The 15,676-nt window shown below is 71.4% G+C and carries 18 protein-coding genes and 1 pseudogene; 11 read left to right on the plus strand and 8 right to left on the minus strand.

The window, feature by feature from the left end:
* Positions 1–49: 49 nt before the first annotated feature.
* On the minus strand, positions 50–502 hold the full coding sequence (locus tag ACZ66Z_RS16165) for a nucleoside deaminase (RefSeq protein WP_469934606.1): 453 nt from the start codon (positions 500–502) through the stop codon (positions 50–52).
* A gap of 193 nt (positions 503–695) precedes the next feature.
* Here ACZ66Z_RS16165 and ACZ66Z_RS16170 point away from each other — a divergent pair, with 193 nt between their 5' ends.
* Entirely contained in the window at positions 696–887 is a 192-nt protein-coding gene (locus ACZ66Z_RS16170) for a hypothetical protein (RefSeq protein ID WP_469934607.1), read from the plus strand.
* Positions 888–941: 54 nt separating this feature from the next.
* On the opposite strand, the gene ACZ66Z_RS16175 is transcribed toward ACZ66Z_RS16170, so the two are convergent.
* A complete protein-coding gene (locus tag ACZ66Z_RS16175; protein WP_469934608.1) occupies positions 942–1,154 on the minus strand; it encodes a hypothetical protein in 213 nt (70 codons plus the stop codon).
* 93 nt (positions 1,155–1,247) lie between these two features.
* On the opposite strand from ACZ66Z_RS16175, the gene ACZ66Z_RS16180 reads away from it, so the two are divergent.
* Positions 1,248–2,171, plus strand: a complete 924-nt coding sequence (locus tag ACZ66Z_RS16180) for a DMT family transporter (RefSeq protein ID WP_469934609.1) — start codon at positions 1,248–1,250, stop codon at positions 2,169–2,171.
* Here the strand turns inward: ACZ66Z_RS16180 and ACZ66Z_RS16185 are convergent.
* Complete coding sequence (locus tag ACZ66Z_RS16185; protein WP_469934610.1) at positions 2,074–2,958, minus strand: LysR family transcriptional regulator; 885 nt, start codon at positions 2,956–2,958, stop codon at positions 2,074–2,076. The genes ACZ66Z_RS16180 and ACZ66Z_RS16185 overlap by 98 nt on opposite strands.
* Positions 2,958–3,350: a PLD nuclease N-terminal domain-containing protein gene (locus tag ACZ66Z_RS16190; RefSeq protein ID WP_469934611.1), complete on the minus strand. Its 393-nt coding sequence runs from the start codon at positions 3,348–3,350 to the stop codon at positions 2,958–2,960. The genes ACZ66Z_RS16185 and ACZ66Z_RS16190 overlap by 1 nt, the downstream gene beginning before the upstream one ends.
* 89 nt (positions 3,351–3,439) lie before the next feature.
* Here ACZ66Z_RS16190 and ACZ66Z_RS16195 point away from each other — a divergent pair, with 89 nt between their 5' ends.
* The 3 genes from ACZ66Z_RS16195 to ACZ66Z_RS16205 are packed head-to-tail and all read left to right on the plus strand — an operon-like array spanning position 3,440 to position 6,496.
* On the plus strand, positions 3,440–4,891 hold the full coding sequence (locus ACZ66Z_RS16195; RefSeq protein ID WP_469934612.1) for a menaquinone biosynthesis decarboxylase: 1,452 nt from the start codon (positions 3,440–3,442) through the stop codon (positions 4,889–4,891).
* Entirely contained in the window at positions 4,888–5,790 is a 903-nt protein-coding gene (gene mqnP / locus ACZ66Z_RS16200; protein ID WP_469934613.1) for a menaquinone biosynthesis prenyltransferase MqnP, read from the plus strand. The genes ACZ66Z_RS16195 and mqnP overlap by 4 nt, the downstream gene beginning before the upstream one ends.
* Before the next feature lie 31 nt (positions 5,791–5,821).
* Positions 5,822–6,496 carry a UbiX family flavin prenyltransferase gene (locus ACZ66Z_RS16205; protein ID WP_469934614.1) on the plus strand — a complete coding sequence of 225 codons (675 nt, stop codon included), beginning with the start codon at positions 5,822–5,824 and terminating at the stop codon, positions 6,494–6,496.
* Here the strand turns inward: ACZ66Z_RS16205 and ACZ66Z_RS16210 are convergent.
* The gene (locus ACZ66Z_RS16210) at positions 6,493–6,630 is read right to left on the minus strand and encodes a hypothetical protein (protein ID WP_189806327.1); all 138 of its coding nucleotides are present in this window, start codon (positions 6,628–6,630) and stop codon (positions 6,493–6,495) included. The two genes, ACZ66Z_RS16205 and ACZ66Z_RS16210, sit on opposite strands and share 4 nt — an antisense overlap.
* A gap of 112 nt (positions 6,631–6,742) precedes the next feature.
* Here ACZ66Z_RS16210 and ACZ66Z_RS16215 point away from each other — a divergent pair, with 112 nt between their 5' ends.
* The gene (locus ACZ66Z_RS16215) at positions 6,743–7,198 is read left to right on the plus strand and encodes an Lrp/AsnC family transcriptional regulator (protein WP_017241016.1); all 456 of its coding nucleotides are present in this window, start codon (positions 6,743–6,745) and stop codon (positions 7,196–7,198) included.
* Between the two features lie 50 nt (positions 7,199–7,248).
* Positions 7,249–8,412 (plus strand): aminofutalosine synthase MqnE, encoded by a 1,164-nt coding sequence (gene mqnE / locus ACZ66Z_RS16220; RefSeq protein ID WP_356905754.1) that lies wholly within the window; start codon positions 7,249–7,251, stop codon positions 8,410–8,412.
* An 82-nt stretch (positions 8,413–8,494) separates the two neighbouring features.
* Here mqnE and ACZ66Z_RS16225 read toward each other — a convergent pair whose 3' ends face one another.
* On the minus strand, positions 8,495–9,028 hold the full coding sequence (locus ACZ66Z_RS16225) for a GNAT family N-acetyltransferase (protein ID WP_469934615.1): 534 nt from the start codon (positions 9,026–9,028) through the stop codon (positions 8,495–8,497).
* 135 nt (positions 9,029–9,163) lie between these two features.
* Here ACZ66Z_RS16225 and ACZ66Z_RS16230 point away from each other — a divergent pair, with 135 nt between their 5' ends.
* The 4 genes and pseudogenes from ACZ66Z_RS16230 to ACZ66Z_RS16245 all read left to right on the plus strand — a co-directional run bounded on the left by ACZ66Z_RS16230 (position 9,164) and on the right by ACZ66Z_RS16245 (position 13,659).
* Positions 9,164–9,430, plus strand: coding sequence for a DUF4229 domain-containing protein (locus ACZ66Z_RS16230; RefSeq protein ID WP_469934616.1), 267 nt, complete (start codon positions 9,164–9,166; stop codon positions 9,428–9,430).
* A gap of 356 nt (positions 9,431–9,786) precedes the next feature.
* Entirely contained in the window at positions 9,787–11,118 is a 1,332-nt protein-coding gene (locus tag ACZ66Z_RS16235) for a dicarboxylate/amino acid:cation symporter (RefSeq protein WP_469934617.1), read from the plus strand.
* A gap of 111 nt (positions 11,119–11,229) precedes the next feature.
* Positions 11,230–11,700, plus strand: a pseudogene (locus ACZ66Z_RS16240) (TetR/AcrR family transcriptional regulator); the annotation flags it as partial.
* Positions 11,701–11,778: 78 nt separating this feature from the next.
* The gene (locus tag ACZ66Z_RS16245) at positions 11,779–13,659 is read left to right on the plus strand and encodes an AMP-dependent synthetase/ligase (protein WP_469934618.1); all 1,881 of its coding nucleotides are present in this window, start codon (positions 11,779–11,781) and stop codon (positions 13,657–13,659) included.
* A gap of 17 nt (positions 13,660–13,676) precedes the next feature.
* Here the strand turns inward: ACZ66Z_RS16245 and ACZ66Z_RS16250 are convergent, their stop codons facing one another.
* Together ACZ66Z_RS16250 and ACZ66Z_RS16255 are read right to left on the minus strand one after the other, a co-directional pair.
* Positions 13,677–14,330: a pyridoxine/pyridoxamine 5'-phosphate oxidase gene (locus tag ACZ66Z_RS16250; protein WP_469934619.1), complete on the minus strand. Its 654-nt coding sequence runs from the start codon at positions 14,328–14,330 to the stop codon at positions 13,677–13,679.
* Positions 14,327–15,598: an FAD-dependent monooxygenase gene (locus ACZ66Z_RS16255; RefSeq protein ID WP_469934620.1), complete on the minus strand. Its 1,272-nt coding sequence runs from the start codon at positions 15,596–15,598 to the stop codon at positions 14,327–14,329. Before ACZ66Z_RS16255 ends, ACZ66Z_RS16250 begins: the two co-directional genes overlap by 4 nt.
* Between the last annotated feature and the right edge of the window lie 78 nt (positions 15,599–15,676).

Genomic DNA, 15,676 nt, shown 5'->3' on the forward strand with positions numbered 1-15,676 from the left:
CAGCTGCGGGGCGGGGCCGCGGCGCAGGTCGATCGTGGGCAGGCTCGCTTCACCCGTCGCCGATGTCCTCGTTCCACAGGGCGGGGCGGTCGGCGATGAACTCCCGCATGATCGCCACGCATGCGGCGTCGTCGAGCACGACGACCTCGACGCCGTGCCCGGCGAGCCAGTCGTGCCCGCCGCGGAAGGTCACCGCCTCCCCGACGACCACCCGCGAGATCCCGAACTGCCGGACGAGCCCGGAGCAGTACCAGCAGGGCGACAGGGTCGTCACCATCGTCGTCCCCCGGTACGAGCGCTGCCGGCCGGCCGCCCGGAAGGCGTCGGTCTCGGCGTGCGCCGAGGGGTCCCCGTCCTGCACGCGCCGGTTGTGCCCGCGCCCGAGCAGCGCGCCGTCGGCGCCGTAGAGGGCCGCGCCGATGGGGATCCCGCCTTCGGCCAGCCCGAGGCGGGCCTCGTCGAGGGCGGTGGCGAGCCACCGGTGGGCCTGTTCCCGGTCCATGGGGGGAGGCTTCCCCGGTGGGGCGCCCGCGTCACGCCCGGTGCCGGCTCTCCTCCGTCGGGAGGGGCCTCCACCGGTCGGGCTGCCGCCGATCGGCTGAGGCCCGGGGCCGCACCGGCCGGGTTCGGGAGGGCGGAGGACCGGAAGCCTTAGCTTGCGGAGTGTTCTGTCGTTCCACCGAGAGGTCTCTGTCATGCGTTCCCTGCTGACCGCCCTTGCCGTCGGGGCCATCGTCTTCGGCTCCGCCGGCTCCGCGAGTGCCGATGTGAACGTCGAGATCGAGCCGGAGGGCTCGTACACCGTCGTCTTCGGCGACTGGCTCCAGTTCGCGCAGGACGACGTGTTCAACGCCGGCCACGACAACACCGTCGGCTCCGACAACTGACGTCCCGCGTCCGGCCGCCCGCCCGGGGAGACGGCTTCCCCCGGCGGGCGGGTCTCACGCGACGGCGCCGACCTCCTCGTAGGGGAACCGGGCGGGCGGGGTCTCGCCCCGGAAGAAGGTCTCGGCGCGGAGCATCGCCCGCTCGTCGGCCCGGATCCGGCCCGGGCGGGAAGCCGTTCCCGTCAGGACTCCGAGGAGCGAGCGGTCCGGGCCGTGGACGGCGTCGAGAGTCGTGTCCGGTGCCGACTCGGCCCCGCGCCGAGGCATTCCGGCCCCCATCGGCCCCGTCGATCGGCCCCATCGGGAGGACGCCCCACTGGCTCGTGGACCGCCCGCGGCTCCGTTCGTAGCGTCGTTCCCATGAGAAACGAGACCAGGGGAACCCTCGAACTGACCCTCGCCATGGTGCTCTCCGGCACCCTCGGCGTCTTCGTCGTCGAGTCCGGCGCCTCCCCCTTCGAGGTGGTGTTCTTCCGGTGCCTCTTCGGGGCCGTCGCGCTCGGGGCCTACAGCCTGGTGCGGGGGTTCTTCACCGGGCACGGGTTCACGGCGAGGAAGCTGGGGCTCGCCGCGCTCGGCGGGGTGTTCATCGTCTTCAACTGGGTGTTCCTCTTCGAGGCGTACGAGGCCAGTTCCATCTCCCTCGCCACCGTCGTCTACCACACGCAGCCGTTCTTCCTCGTGCTCCTCGGAGCCGTCCTCCTGCGGGAGCGGATCTCCGGCGCCAAGCTGGGGTGGCTCGCCCTCGCCTTCGTCGGGCTCGTGCTCGTGTCCGGCGTCAGGCCCGGGGACACCGCCTCCCTCAAGGGGCTCGGCTTCGCGCTCGTCGCCGCCGTGCTCTACGCCCTCGCGACCTTCGTCACCAAGCGGATCACCGGCGTGCGGCCCCATCTGATCGCGCTCGTCCAGGTGCTGGTGGGGATGCCGCTGCTGCTGCCCTTCGTCGATTTCGGGGGCGTCGGCGGGGTCGGCTGGGGCTGGCTCGTCGGGCTGGGGTTCATCCACACCGGGCTCATGTACGTGCTCATGTACGCGGCCTACGCCAAGCTGCCCACCGCCAAGATCGCCGTGCTCGCCTTCACCTACCCGGCCGTCGCCATGGGCGTCGACTGGGCGGTGTACGGGCACCACATCGGGCTCGTCCAGGCGCTCGGCGTCCCGCTGATCGTCCTCGCGAGCCTCAGGGTCACCCTCGCTGCTCGGACACCAGCCGCCGCGCCTGCTCCACGAACAGCCGCACATGGGCCGGAAGCCGCTTCCCCCGCCGCCAGGCGAGCTGCGTGAAGAGGGTGAAGGGGGCCTCCCAGGAGAGCTCCACCAGCACCCCGGACGCCAGCTCCTCCGCGACCGTCACCCTCGGCAGCAGCGCCGCCCCCAGGCCCGCCCCCGCGCCCCGCTTCGTCGCCTCGATCGTGCCGAACTCCATGAACGACGGCGCCCACTCCCGCAGTTCCGCCTCGAACAGGTCGCGGTACGCACAGCCCGGCTCGGTGCCCAGGAGCCGGGTGTCCGCCAGGTCCGCGCTCGTCAGGGACGCGCGGTCCGCCAGGGCGTGGCCCGGGGCCGCCACCAGGACCAGCGGCTCCGGGGCGAGGACCTCCGTCTCCAGGCCCTCGTGCTCCGTCTCCGGCTCCATCAGGAAGCCGACGTCGTACGTGCCCTGCCGCAGCGCCTTCCGGGTCTCGTCGCCGAGCGTGGGCCGCAGCGTCAGCCGCACCTTCGGGTAGCGGTGGTGGAAGTACTCCAGGAGCGGCGGCAGCCGGTAGGAGGTGAGCGACTCCATCGTGCCGATCGCGATCGGACCCGAGAGTTCCGCCGTGGTCGCGACGGCGGAACGGGCCTCCTCCGCCAGGTCCGCCATCCGGCGGGCGTACGGCAGGAGCCGTTCGCCGGCCTCCGTGAGGCGGATGCGGGAGCCGAGGCGCTCGAAGAGGTCGACCCCGAGGGAGGACTCCAGGGCGCGGACCTGACTGGTGACGCTCGACTGGGCGTAGCCGAGCTCGGCCGCCGCCCGGGTGAAGGAGAGGACGTCGGCGACCTTCTCGAAGGTGGCCAGGAGCCGCAGCTCCATCAGCCCTCGGTCTCCGTGTCCTCGCCGCGCTCGCGCCGCTTCAGCTCCTCCTCGCGGCGGCGCAGGTCCGCCTCCCAGTCCTTGAGGAGGGACTCGTCCTTCTTGTTCTCCCCGCGGAGGGACTCGAGGAACTCGGGGTTGTCGTCGGGGGCGACCCACTCGGAGCGGTGGTTCCGGTGCCACTCGGAGGGCGTACGGCCCCCGGCGGGGGCGTGCCGCATCTTGCCGGCGGCGAACCAGACGACCGGGCCCACGATCCAGAACAGCAGGATGATGATGACCCAGACCACCTTCGGCAGGTGCTTGGCCTCGTCCTCGGGGGTGTTCAGGCAGTCGATGAAGGCGTAGATCGTCAGCGCCAGCGGCAGGATGTACATCAGTGCCCTGAGCATGTGGTGCGGCCCCCTGGAAGCAGCGGCGGGGCCGGTTGCGGCGGCCCCGGTGACAGCCCAAGCCTAGCCCGTGACCGATACTGGCCCTTATGGCTTACGACGATCTCCGCTCGCTGCTCAGGGCGCTGGAGCGCGAAGGCGACCTCAAGCGCATCAAGGCCGAAGTCGACCCGTACCTGGAGGTCGGGGAGATCGTCGACCGGGTGAACAAGGCGGGAGGCCCGGCGCTCCTCTTCGAGAACGTCAAGGGCTCCGCCATGCCGCTCGCGATGAACGTCTTCGGGACGGACCGCCGGCTGCTCAAGGCGCTCGGCCTGAAGTCGTACGGCGAGATCAGCGAGAAGATCGGCGGGCTCCTCAAGCCGGAGCTGCCGCAGGGCTTCATCGGGGTCCGCGAGGCCTTCGGGAAGCTGGGCTCGATGGTCCACGTGCCGCCGAAGAAGGTCAAGGAGGCTCCTGTGCAGGAGGTCGTCCTCACCGGCGACGACGTCGACCTGGACAAGCTGCCGGCGCTGTTCACCTGGCCGAAGGACGGCGGGTCCTTCTTCAACCTGGGCCTCACCCACACCAAGCACCCCGAGACCGGCGTGCGGAACCTGGGGCTCTACCGGCTCCAGCGGCACGACAAGCGCACCATCGGCATGCACTGGCAGATCCACAAGGACAGCCGCAACCACTACGCGGTGGCCGCCGCGAAGGGCGAGCGGCTGCCGGTCGCCATCGCCTTCGGCTGCCCGCCCGCCGTCACGTACGCCTCGACGGCGCCGCTGCCCGGCGACATCGACGAGTACCTCTTCGCCGGCTTCGTGCAGGGCAAGCGGATCGAGATGGTCGACTGCAAGACGGTGCCGCTCCAGGTGCCGGCGAACGCCGAGGTGGTGATCGAGGGCTGGCTGGAGCCGGGCGAGATGCTGCCGGAGGGCCCCTTCGGCGACCACACCGGCTTCTACACCCCGCAGGAGCCGTTCCCCGCGCTGAGGATCGACTGCGTCACGATGCGCAGGCGCCCGCTGCTCCAGTCGATCGTGGTGGGGCGCCCGCCGACCGAGGACGGTCCGCTGGGGCGGGCGACGGAGCGGTTCTTCCTGCCGCTCCTCAAGATCATCATCCCGGACATCGTGGACTACCACCTGCCGGAGTCGGGCGGCTTCCACAACTGCGCGATCGTCTCGATCGACAAGAAGTACCCGAAGCACGCGCAGAAGGTCATGCACGCCATCTGGGGCGCGCACATGATGTCGCTGACCAAGCTGATCATCGTGGTCGACAAGGACTGCGACGTCCACGACCTGCACGAGGTCTCCTGGCGGGCCCTCGGCAACACCGACTACGCCCGTGACCTGACCGTGGTGGAGGGGCCGGTCGACCACCTCGACCACGCCTCGTACCAGCAGTTCTGGGGCGGCAAGGCGGGCATCGACGCGACGAAGAAGCTGCCCGAGGAGGGCTACACCCGGGACGGCGGCTGGCCGGACATGGTGGAGTCGGACCCGGCGACGGCGGCCCTGGTGGACCGCCGCTGGAAGGAGTACGGGCTGTGACCACGGCCGCCGTGCCGGGCGCCCAGCCCGGCCGCACCAAGGCGTTCCTGCGGCTCGTGATGATCGAGCACTCGGTCTTCGCGCTGCCCTTCGCCTACATCGCCTCGCTCACCGCGATGTACCAGGTGGACAGGAACATCCACTGGTGGACGTTGTTCCTGGTGACCGTGTGCATGGTGGGCCTGCGGACCTTCGCCATGGCCTGCAACCGGATCATCGACCGCGAGATCGACGCGCGCAATCCGCGGACGGCCGGGCGGGAGCTGGTGACCGGTGCGGTGTCCGTGCGCTCGGCGTGGATCGGCGCGGGCATCGCCGTCGTCGTCTTCCTCGGCGCCGCCGCCCTGCTGAACCCGCTCTGTCTGGCGCTCGCGCCGCTGGCCGTCGTCCCGATGGTCGTCTATCCGTACGGCAAGCGGTTCACCAACTTCCCGCACGCCATCCTGGGCCTCGCCCAGTCCATCGGCCCGATCGGCGCCTGGCTCGCGGTGACCGGCGAGTGGTCCTGGGACGCGGTCGTCCTGGGCCTCGCGGTGGGCGTCTGGATCGGCGGCTTCGACCTGATCTTCGCCTGCCAGGACGTGCAGGCGGACCGGGCGCACGGCGTGATGTCGGTGCCGGCCCGCTTCGGCGTCCCGGCGGCGCTGTGGGGCGCCCGCGCCTCGGCGGTCGTGACGACGGGCCTGCTCGTCTGGTACGCCCTGGTGACGGGCGCGGGCCTCTTCTTCTGGATCGGTCTGGTGATCGTGGTCGTCGCCTTCGGCTACGAGCACACGATCGTGAAGCCGCACGACCTGTCCCGTCTGAACAGGGCGTTCTTCACGACGAACGGGTTCATCGGCATCAGCCTGTTCGTGTGCGCCCTCCTCGACCTGCTGGTCCGCGGGCTCACCCCGTAGCCCCGGTACGACGACGGATAGGCTCGACGGCATGAACGACGGCAAGCGCACCCCCTGGATCGTGGGGGTTTCCGGGGCGTCGGGCACGCCGTACGCCGCCGCCGTGCTGAGGGGGCTGCTGGAGGCGGGGGAGGGCGTCGACCTCGTCGTGTCGCGCGCCTCGCGGCTGACGCTGCTCGACGAGACGGGGATCGCCTTCCGGGACGCGCACTGGCGCGAGGACCTGGCGGCCTGGCTGGCGCGGGGCGCGGACGGGAAGCCAGACGCCTTCGACGTGTCGGGCCGGCTGGACGACGTGCGGTACTGGACGGCCGGGGACCTGGCCGCGGGGCCGTCCTCCGGTTCGTACCCGGCGAAGGGGATGCTGGTGGTGCCGGCCTCGACCGCCGCGGTGGCGGGAGTGGCGCTCGGGCTCTCGAAGGACCTGCTGCAGCGGGTGGCGAGCGTGACGCTGAAGGAGCGGCGCCCGCTGGTGGTCGCGGTGCGGGAGACCCCGCTGAACGGGCAGACGCTCAAGCACATGGTGACGCTGGACGAGGCGGGCGCCGTGGTGCTGCCCGCCTCTCCGGCGTTCTACGCGGGGGCGACGCACATCCAGGATCTGGTGGACTTCGTCGCCGGGCGGGTGCTCGACGCGGCAGGCGTGCCGCACGGGCTGTACCGCCGGTGGAAGGGAGAGCTCGGTGGCGCTCTCCCGTCTGCTTAGCGCTTCTTGGCGCGCTTCTTCGCGGCGCGCTTCGAGGCGGCGGTCGGCTGGTGGGCACGCGAGCGGTTGGCCAGGTCCTGCAGCTCGCGCATGCGTGCGTAGGCCATCTCGATCGTGTACACGGTGAACACCACTCCTGAAAGATCGTCTTTGATCTGCTGAAAGATTCACAGGGCGTCTTCCCTGTGTACCTTAGATTCTATACCTAAACTCGCGGTATCGCTGGACAATGGAAGGTTCCTCTTTATGGACGCCGTGGACAGGCAGCTCATCCAGGCTCTGCGCGAGAACGGCCGCGCCTCGTACGCCGAGCTCGGCCGGCTCGTCGGGCTCTCCGGGCCCTCCGTCACCGACCGCATCAACCGGCTCGAAGCCGCCGGGGTCATCACCGGCTACCGCGCCACCGTCGACGCCGCCTCGCTCGGCCTCGGCGTCACCGCCCTCATCGGCATCTCCCTCTCCGACGCCGCCGACCACGAGGACGTGGCCCGCCGCCTGAAGGACCTCGCCGAGATCGAGGACTGCTGGTTCATCGCCGGCGACGACTCCTTCATGCTCAAGGTGCGCGCGAACGACGTCGACGGCCTGGAGAAGACGATCCGCCGCCTCTCCGGCACCAAGGGCGTCTCCCGCACCCGTACGACGATCGTGCTCTCCACCAAGTGGGAGAACCGGGTCGGGGAGCTGCCCGAGGAGGGCTGAGAGTACGGTGGGTGGAGCTTGAATCGGAGACAAGAGGGAGGCGGCCGTACATGGACGCGGGACTCAAGCGCGAACTTGAGCAGAAGGTCCGGGACGGTGAGCGGCTGAGCCGTGAGGACGGCATCGCCCTGTACGAGTCCGACGACCTCGCCTGGCTCGGCGGTCTGGCCCACGAGGTCCGGACCCGCAAGAACGGCGACGTGGTCCACTTCAATGTCAACCGGCATCTGAACATGACCAACGTCTGCACCGCCTCCTGCGCCTACTGCTCCTTCCAGCGCAAGCCGGGCGAGAAGGACGCGTACACCATGCGCATCGAGGAGGCCGTGCGCCTCGCGAAGGCGATGGAGAACGAGAACCTCACCGAGCTCCACATCGTCAACGGGCTCCACCCCAACCTGCCCTGGCGCTACTACCCGCGCTCCCTCTCCGAGCTCAAGAAGGCCCTGCCGAACGTCTCCCTCAAGGCGTTCACGGCCACCGAGATCCACCACTTCGAGACGATCTCCGGCCTCTCCGCCTCCGAGATCCTCGACGAGCTGATCGAGGCCGGCCTGGAGTCCCTGACCGGCGGCGGCGCCGAGATCTTCGACTGGGAGGTCCGGCAGCACATCGTGGACCACCGCACCCACTGGGAGGACTGGTCCCGGATCCACCGGCTCGCCCACGAGAAGGGGCTCAAGACCCCCTCGACCATGCTCTACGGGCACATCGAGGAGCCGCGCCACCGCGTGGACCACGTGCTCCGGCTGCGCGAGCTCCAGGACGAGACCGGCGGCTTCCAGGTCTTCATCCCGCTGCGCTACCAGCACGACTTCGTGGACATGCAGGACGGCAAGATCCGCAACAGGCTCCAGGCGCGCACCACGATGGCGACCGGCGCCGAGGCCCTGAAGACCTTCGCGGTCTCCCGGCTGCTCTTCGACAACGTGCCGCACGTCAAGGTCTTCTGGGTCATGCACGGCGTCCAGACCGCGCAGCTGGCGCTCCAGCACGGCGCCGACGACATGGACGGCTCGGTCGTCGAGTACAAGATCACGCACGACGCCGACAACTACGGCACGCCGAACAAGCTGGGCCGCGAGGACCTGCTCGAACTGATCCGTGACGCGGGCTTCCGGCCGGTCGAGCGGAACACGCGGTACGAGATCATCCGCGAGTACCCGGGCCCGGACGCGGACCGGCGCGAGTCGCCGCAGCCGATGCGGGTCTGACGCCGTTCGCACGGCGGAAGGGTGCGGTGAGAGGGCACGGCGAGAGGGCCGGCGGGGGCGTCCCCGCCGGCCCTCTCCGCGTTCACCCCAACGGCAGCAGCATGATGATGTCGTCGCGGTCGTCGCCGGGGGCGACCCGGATCGCGTCGGGGACGCGGCCGACCTCCTTGTAGCCGGACCTGGCGTAGAAGCCGTCGACGCCGGTGCCGCCCCGGCAGGTCAGCCGGATCGCCTCGATCGCCTCGAAGCCCCCGGCGGTGCGGGCGGTGTGCTCGACGGCCGCCATGAGGTCGCGGCCGTATCCCCGGCCCTGGTGCCGGGGGTGGACCATCACGGTGTAGAGCCACACCCAGTGGGTCATCAGCGGGTGGGTGTTGAAGGTGAAGAAGGCGGTGGCGGCGACCCGGCCGTCCTCGTCGCGGCCGACCAGGAGGCGGGTGCCGCCCTCGGCCATGGCGACCAGGTGCCTGAGCAGCGCGGGGCGTATCTCCTCGGGGGTGACGGGGGGCACGAAGCCGACCGCGCCGCCCGCGTTGGAGACGTCGGCCCAGAGGGAGAGCACGCCGTCGCGCAGGGCGGGGTCGACTGCCGGATCCACCTCGAACGTAAGGGTCATAGGGGGAGCGTATCCATTACTCACCTGGTGCTCAAGAGGCCCGGTCCCGGATCGGGCGCCGTCGCGTGCTTCACTGGAAGGCGCTCGTCCCGCTGGGAAACTTCGGGATCTTTCGGAACGGAAGACTGGACTGACATGCTCCGCTACACGCTGATGCGGCTCGGGATCTTCGCCGGGTGCTTCCTCGCCCTGTGGGGTCTCGTCTACGTCGGCGCGCTGCCGCGCGGTCTGGGCGACTCGAACCTGCTCTGGGTCCTCGTCCTCTCCATCGTCGTCTCCGCCCCGCTCAGCTTCGTGCTCCTGCGCAAGGTGCGGGACGAGGCGAGCGCGGAGGTCGTGGCGAAGGTCGACCGCGCCAAGGGCCGGCTGAACGCGAACCGCTCCCAGGAGGACGTGCTGTAGCCGTATAAGGGCTACGTAAGCTTCCTCACAGACGTCCACCCCGGGCAGGGCCTTCCAAGGCTCCTGCCTGGGGTGTTCTGCGTTTCGGAGGTGAAACGGCGTCCCGGGCCCCAAAGAAGAGCTTTGAGGTTCTCAAAGTTCAAGTGTTAACGTGTGGGCCATGAAGACAGCAGTGCGCCCCTCCGACGCCGCGAGCACCCCGCTCGTGGCGCGCCTGCACGTCGACCTCTGCCGCTGTATGTCCGCGGTCTGTTGCCGCGCCTTCTGATCCGGCATCATGCAGCGGCCCGCGCCCAGCGCGTGTGTGCCGCACCCCCGTCCCCGTATTCCCCGATACGCACCTGTGGAGTGTGCCCGTGTCCGCGTCCGTGACGCCCGAGGCGAAGCCCCGGATACCCAAGGTCCCCTTCTGGGCCCAGATCATCGCCGGTCTGGCCCTCGGAGCCCTCCTCGGCTGGATCGCCCGCAGCCAGGACGTCTCCTGGCTGAAGGAGACCCTCGGCCAGATCGGCGACATCTTCGTCCAGCTGCTCAAGCTGGCCGTCGCGCCGCTCGTCTTCTTCGCGATCCTGGTGTCGATCACCAACCTGCGGAAGGTGAACAACGCCGCCCGCCTCGCCACCCGCACGCTGCTCTGGTTCATGATCACCTCGCTCATCGCGGTCGGCATCGGCCTCGCGATCGGCCTGATCACCGACCCGGGCGCCGGCACCGGCCTCACGCCGAAGGACGGCAAGCTCCCCAAGCACGAGGGCTCCTGGATCGACTTCCTCACCGGCATCGTCCCGACGGACGTCATCACGCCCTTCACCGAGCTGAACGTCCTCCAGATCGTCTTCATGGCCGCCGTCGCCGGCATCGCCGCCCTCAAGCTCGGCGACCGGGCCAAGCCGATCCTCACCCTCTCCGAGTCGGTCCTCGAGCTCCTCCAGAAGGCCCTGTGGTGGGTCATCCGCCTCGCCCCGCTCGGCACCGTCGGCCTCATCGGCTTCGCCATCGCCGACTACGGCTGGGACCTGATCGGCAAGTACGCGACCTTCACCGCCGACATCTACGTCGGCTGCGCCCTGGTCCTCTTCGGCGTCTACCCGCTGCTGCTCGCCACGGTCGCCAAGGTCAACCCGCTCCAGTTCTACAAGGGCGCCTGGCCCGCCATCCAGCTGGCCTTCGTCTCCCGCTCCTCCGTCGGCACCATGCCGGTCACCCAGAAGGTCACCGAGCGCCTCGGCGTCCCGAAGGAGTACGCCTCCTTCGCCGTCCCGTTCGGCGCCACGACCAAGATGGACGGCTGCGCCGCGATCTACCCGGCACTCGCCGCGATCTTCATCGCGCAGATCTTCGACGTGCAGCTCGGCGTCGGCGACTACCTGCTGATCGCCTTCGTCTCGGTCGTCGGCTCGGCGGCCACCGCCGGCCTCACCGGCGCCACGGTCATGCTCACCCTGACCCTCTCCACCCTGGGCCTCCCCCTGGAGGGCGTCGGCCTCCTCATGGCGATCGACCCGGTCCTGGACATGATGAGGACGGCCACGAACGTGGCGGGCCAGGCGCTGATCCCGGTGATCGTCTCGGCCCGCGAGAAGATCCTCGACCTCACCGCGTACGAGCACGCCTCCTCGTCCCCGGTCGACGACCCGGCCGAGGGCGTCGACGGCGACCGGAAGGTCCCGGTCGCGGCCGCCGCCTGACCCCCGCGAAGCGCGTACGTGCCCCCCGCCCGGACCGGGCGGGGGGCACGTACGCGCTTCGCGGGGCATCCAGCGGATCAAGGAGGAGCTGTTCACCGCCCGCATACGGCGCGGCGCGAGGCGGGGGCGTTGCTCGCGGCCGTGGACGCCGGGGTCGGGGGGCCGGAGGTGCCGCCGGACGAGCGGCTCTGGGCGGGGCCGCTCGCCTTCTTCACGCACGCGGCCGGGCATCCGGACGCGTGGACGGTGCTGAGCCGGCAGGCGCGGACGCAGGGGGAGCCGTTCGCCGGCGAGGTGGCGCGGATGCGGGACGAGATCGTGGGCTTCGTGGCGGGACTGATCGGGGAGGCCGCCCGGGAGGCGGGCGTGGTCATCACCGGGCGGGACGTGGACGCGCTCGCGCAGGCGCTGACGGGGTCGGCCGAGTCGCTGGCCGGCTGGGCGAACGAGACCCCGGGGGTGACGGCGAAGGAGGCCGCCGCGACGCTGATGAACTTCGCCCGGGCCGGGCTCGGGAACCTCCTGAAAAGCGAGCGCTGGTCTCCCCGTGAGCGCTTACCGGGCAGTAAGGTTACCGGCTAGTCCGGACCGTCAGGACACCGCAGGGCTCAACGCACCGACGCACGACCTCAGTTCATCGCGCAGACCGAGGAGCCGCCCGTGTCCGTCGTCACCGCCGCATCCGAGACCGGGCCGGACGAGCCGCGGAAGGTGGTGGTGGACGGGTGCGTGCGGGAGGTGTCCGTCCCCGCGCTCGTCCCCCGGGTGGCCCGCGGCTCGCTCGCCGACCTGCCCTACGACAACGCCCGGCAGGAGCCCGGAGCCGTCCTCTTCTCCCGGAAGGACGCGGAGGGCGGGTGGTACGACGTCACCGCCGCCCGCTTCGCCGCCGAGGTGCACTCCGTCGCCAAGGGCCTCGTCGCCGCCGGCCTGCGCCCCGGCGACCGGCTCGCGCTCATGGCCCGCACCGCCTACGAGTGGACCCTGATCGACTTCGCCGCCTGGGCCGCCGGGCTCGTCACCGTCCCCGTGCACCCCACCTCCTCCGCCTTCCAGACCCGCTGGATCCTCCAGGACTCCGGGGCCGCGGCCTGCGTCGTCGAGGACGCCGGGCAGGCGCGGCTCGTCTCCGCCGAGCGGCGGCAGCTGCCCGGCCTCGCCCACCTCTGGGTCCTCGGCACCGGCGCCGTCGACCAGCTCCGCGCGGCGGGCGCGCGGGTCGCCGACGAGGCCGTCACCGCCCGTCGGGGACTGCTCACCCCGGAGGCCCTGGCCACCCTCGTCTACACCTCCGGCACCACCGGCCGCCCCAAGGGCTGCGCCCTCACCCACGCCAACTTCTTCGCCGAGGTCGACAACGCCGTCCGGCTCCTCCACCCCGTCTTCGTCTCGGAGGGCGAGGAGCCCGCCGCCACCCTCCTCTTCCTGCCGCTCTCCCACGTCTTCGGGCGGATGGTCGCCGTCGGCTGCGTCCGCGCCCGCGTCCGGGTCGGACACGCGCCCTCCGTCGAGGGCGAGGAACTCCTCGCCGACCTGGCGGCCTTCCGGCCCACGTTCCTCCTCGCCGTCCCGTACGTCCTGGAGAAGGTCTTCGACAGGGCCCGCGCCACCGCCGAGCGCGGCGGGAGGGCCGCCGCCTTCGACCGGGCCGCCCGGATCGCCCGCCGGTACGGGCGGGAGGCCTCGCCCTCGTTCTCCCTGCGCGCCGCGCGGGCGCTGTACGACCCGCTGGTCTACCGGCGGATCCGCACGGCGCTCGGCGGCCGCGTGAAGCACGTGATCTGCGGCGGCTCCGCGCTCGGCGCCCGCCTCGCCGAGTTCTTCGCGGGCGCCGGCGTCGAGGTCTTCGAGGGGTACGGCCTGACGGAGACCACGGCCGCCTCCACGGTCACCCCGCCGCGCCGGCCGCGCACCGGGACCGTCGGATGGCCGCTGCCGGGCACGGCCGTCCGGATCGCCGACGACGGCGAGGTCTGGCTCAAGGGCGGTCACGTCTTCGCCGGCTACTGGGACGCGCAGCGCGGGGCGGCCCTGCCGTGCACCGACGACGGCTGGTTCCCCACGGGGGACCTGGGCGCGCTCGACGCGGACGGCTATCTGCGGATCACCGGCCGGAAGAAGGACGTCATCGTCACCTCGGCCGGCAAGAACGTGGCCCCCGCCCCGCTGGAGGACTGGCTGCGCGCACACCCGCTGGTCTCCCAGTGCATGGTCCTCGGCGACGACCGGCCGTACGTCACGGCCCTGATCACCCTCGACCACGAGGGCCTGACGCACTGGCGGCGGATGCGGCGCAAGGACCACCTGGCGCTCTGGGAGACGGCCCGGGACCCGGAGCTGCTCGCCGTGCTCCAGCGGGGGGTGGACGACGCCAACCGGCTGGTCTCGCGGTCCGAGTCGATCCGCGCCTTCCGCGTCCTGAACACCGAGTTCTCGGAGGCCTCCGGCCACCTGACGCCGTCCCTGAAGCTCAAACGGCGTGCGGTGCTGCGGGACTTCGCCCGGGAGGTCGAGGAGATGTACGGGACCGGCACCCCCTGACGGCCGCCCGGCGTCCCTCAGGGCCAGAGGAGTTCGCGGGTCCAACCGTCCGCCGTGCGGCGGTAGCGGAGGCGGACGTGGCGGCGGCGGGCGTCGCCCTGGAAGAACTCGACCTCGGCCGGTTCGACGACGTACAGGGTCCAGGTGGGGGCGGCCGCGTCCGGTTCCTCCTCGGCCCGGCGCCAGGCCGCCGCGCTCGCCCCGGCGAGGGTCTCGGGGGAGTCGAGGACCTCGCTCTGCCGGCCGACGAGCGCCGAGGCGAGGGCGCCGGTGGTGCGGGCGTGGAGGTCCTCGTGCGCCTCCTCGGGGGTGCCGGTGACGACGTGGCCCCGGATCCGGACCTGGCGGCCCTGGACCGGCCAGTAGAAGCCGAGCGCGGCCTCGGGGCGGGCGGCGAGCTGGCGGCCCTTGGCGCTGGTGGCGTGCGAGGCGAAGTGCCAGCCGCGCGCGTCGGCGTCGTGCAGCATCACCGTACGGACGTCGGGCCTGCCGTCCTCGTCCACGGTGGCCAGGGAGGGGGTGTGCGGTTCGGTCTGGCCGGCCGCGGCCGCCGCCGTGAACCAGTCGTGGAAGAGGGGGAGCGGCTCGGGCGGGGCGCTCGCCGGGTCGAAGGACGGCAGTGCGGTGTCCCAGACCCGGAGGGAGCGGAGGGCGCGGTGGAAGTCGGTCATGCGGTCACGGTAGGGCGTGCGGCGGCGTTCGTGGCCGGTGCCGTGTAGTCCGCGAGCGGGACCGCGTTGGCCGATGCCTGGATCTCGTCGCGGATCTTCTTCGCGATGAGGTTCTTCCAGGGGGTCTTCGGCAGGGTCCGGACCATGAACATGCGCAGGGCGATCTTCCACTTCCGGTCGACGACCATCTCCTTGACGAAGCCCTCGGCCATCTTCTGGTTCCGCTCGACGCCCGGCCGCATGTGCTGCTCGTAGCGGGCGAAGGCCACGGTGTGGTCGCCGCCGGCCCGGGCCAGTTCGCCCGCCAGGACGTAGGCGCCGATGAGGGCGAGGCCGGTGCCCTGACCGGAGGCCGGGGAGGCGCAGTGGGCGGCGTCGCCGAGGAGGACGACGCGGCCGGTGGACCAGCGGTCCATCTCCACGAGGGACATGGAGTCGAGGTAGAAGTCGTCGGCCCCGGCGGCGTGGCCGAGGAGCCGGGGGATCTCCCAGCCGTCGCCGGCGAAGGTGTCGATGAGGGCGCGCTTCTGGGCGGCGGTGTCCCCGTGGCGGTGGGTGAGCTCCTCCGGCGAGGAGAAGACGAAGAGGTTCTTGGCGTCGGTCTCGCCGGCGGAGCTGTAGACGCAGACCAGCTTCCCGGGGAGCGCGTGGTAGGTCTCCCAGCGGTCCAGGCCCAGGTGGTTGGGGGCCGTGAAGATGGAGACGTACGCGCCGAGGTGGCGCTTGAACCGCTCCTCCGGGCCGAAGGCGAGCCGCCGGGTGTTCGAGTGGAGCCCGTCGGCGCCGACGACCAGGTCGAAGCGGCGGACGGTGCCGCTCTCGAAGGTGACGGTGACTCCGGCCGGGTCCTCGGGGTCGTCCGCGATGTCGGCGATCGAGTCGCCGAAGACGTACTCGACGTCCTCGCGGGTCCGGTCGTACAGGATGCGGGCGAGCTCGCCGCGCATGATCTCGTCGTCCTCCTCGACGCGGCCGCCGAAGATGTCGGCGGGCAGCTCGCCGATGGTGCGGCCGGCGTCGTCGACGTACGAACCGCCGCGCATGTCCGTGGAGTGCGCGCGGATCTCGTCGAGGACGCCCATCCGGCGGCAGACCTCGATGGCGGTGCCGCGGATGTCGACCTTGTAGCCGCCGGTGCGCAGTTCGGGGGCGCGCTCGACGACGGTGGGGACGAAGCCGTAGCGGTGCAGCCAGAGGGCGAGGGCGGGGCCGGCGATCGAGGCGCCGGAGATCAGGACGGTCTTGGCGGTCTTCGGGGCGCTGGTCATGACAGGACTCCTCGTCGGGTGTGTGCGGGCCGTTCTCCTGCCCGCGGACACGACTATACGGATGTCCTACACGACTGT

Source organism: Streptomyces sp. NPDC107498 (genome assembly GCF_055582805.1).

What these genes read in the sequence shown, in the direction of transcription:
- ACZ66Z_RS16185 (WP_469934610.1), bottom strand. Translation starts at nt 2,958, where the DNA reads ATGGAGCTGCGGCTCCTGGCCACCTTCGAGAAGGTCGCCGACGTCCTC.
- ACZ66Z_RS16225 (WP_469934615.1), bottom strand. Translation starts at nt 9,028, where the DNA reads ATGACCCTTACGTTCGAGGTGGATCCGGCAGTCGACCCCGCCCTGCGC.
- mqnE (WP_356905754.1), top strand. Translation starts at nt 7,249, where the DNA reads ATGGACGCGGGACTCAAGCGCGAACTTGAGCAGAAGGTCCGGGACGGT.
- ACZ66Z_RS16190 (WP_469934611.1), bottom strand. Translation starts at nt 3,350, where the DNA reads ATGCTCAGGGCACTGATGTACATCCTGCCGCTGGCGCTGACGATCTAC.
- ACZ66Z_RS16195 (WP_469934612.1), top strand. Translation starts at nt 3,440, where the DNA reads ATGGCTTACGACGATCTCCGCTCGCTGCTCAGGGCGCTGGAGCGCGAA.
- ACZ66Z_RS16180 (WP_469934609.1), top strand. Translation starts at nt 1,248, where the DNA reads ATGAGAAACGAGACCAGGGGAACCCTCGAACTGACCCTCGCCATGGTG.
- ACZ66Z_RS16215 (WP_017241016.1), top strand. Translation starts at nt 6,743, where the DNA reads ATGGACGCCGTGGACAGGCAGCTCATCCAGGCTCTGCGCGAGAACGGC.
- ACZ66Z_RS16205 (WP_469934614.1), top strand. Translation starts at nt 5,822, where the DNA reads ATGAACGACGGCAAGCGCACCCCCTGGATCGTGGGGGTTTCCGGGGCG.
- ACZ66Z_RS16250 (WP_469934619.1), bottom strand. Translation starts at nt 14,330, where the DNA reads ATGACCGACTTCCACCGCGCCCTCCGCTCCCTCCGGGTCTGGGACACC.
- ACZ66Z_RS16175 (WP_469934608.1), bottom strand. Translation starts at nt 1,154, where the DNA reads ATGCCTCGGCGCGGGGCCGAGTCGGCACCGGACACGACTCTCGACGCC.
- ACZ66Z_RS16165 (WP_469934606.1), bottom strand. Translation starts at nt 502, where the DNA reads ATGGACCGGGAACAGGCCCACCGGTGGCTCGCCACCGCCCTCGACGAG.
- ACZ66Z_RS16230 (WP_469934616.1), top strand. Translation starts at nt 9,164, where the DNA reads ATGCTCCGCTACACGCTGATGCGGCTCGGGATCTTCGCCGGGTGCTTC.
- ACZ66Z_RS16170 (WP_469934607.1), top strand. Translation starts at nt 696, where the DNA reads ATGCGTTCCCTGCTGACCGCCCTTGCCGTCGGGGCCATCGTCTTCGGC.
- ACZ66Z_RS16255 (WP_469934620.1), bottom strand. Translation starts at nt 15,598, where the DNA reads ATGACCAGCGCCCCGAAGACCGCCAAGACCGTCCTGATCTCCGGCGCC.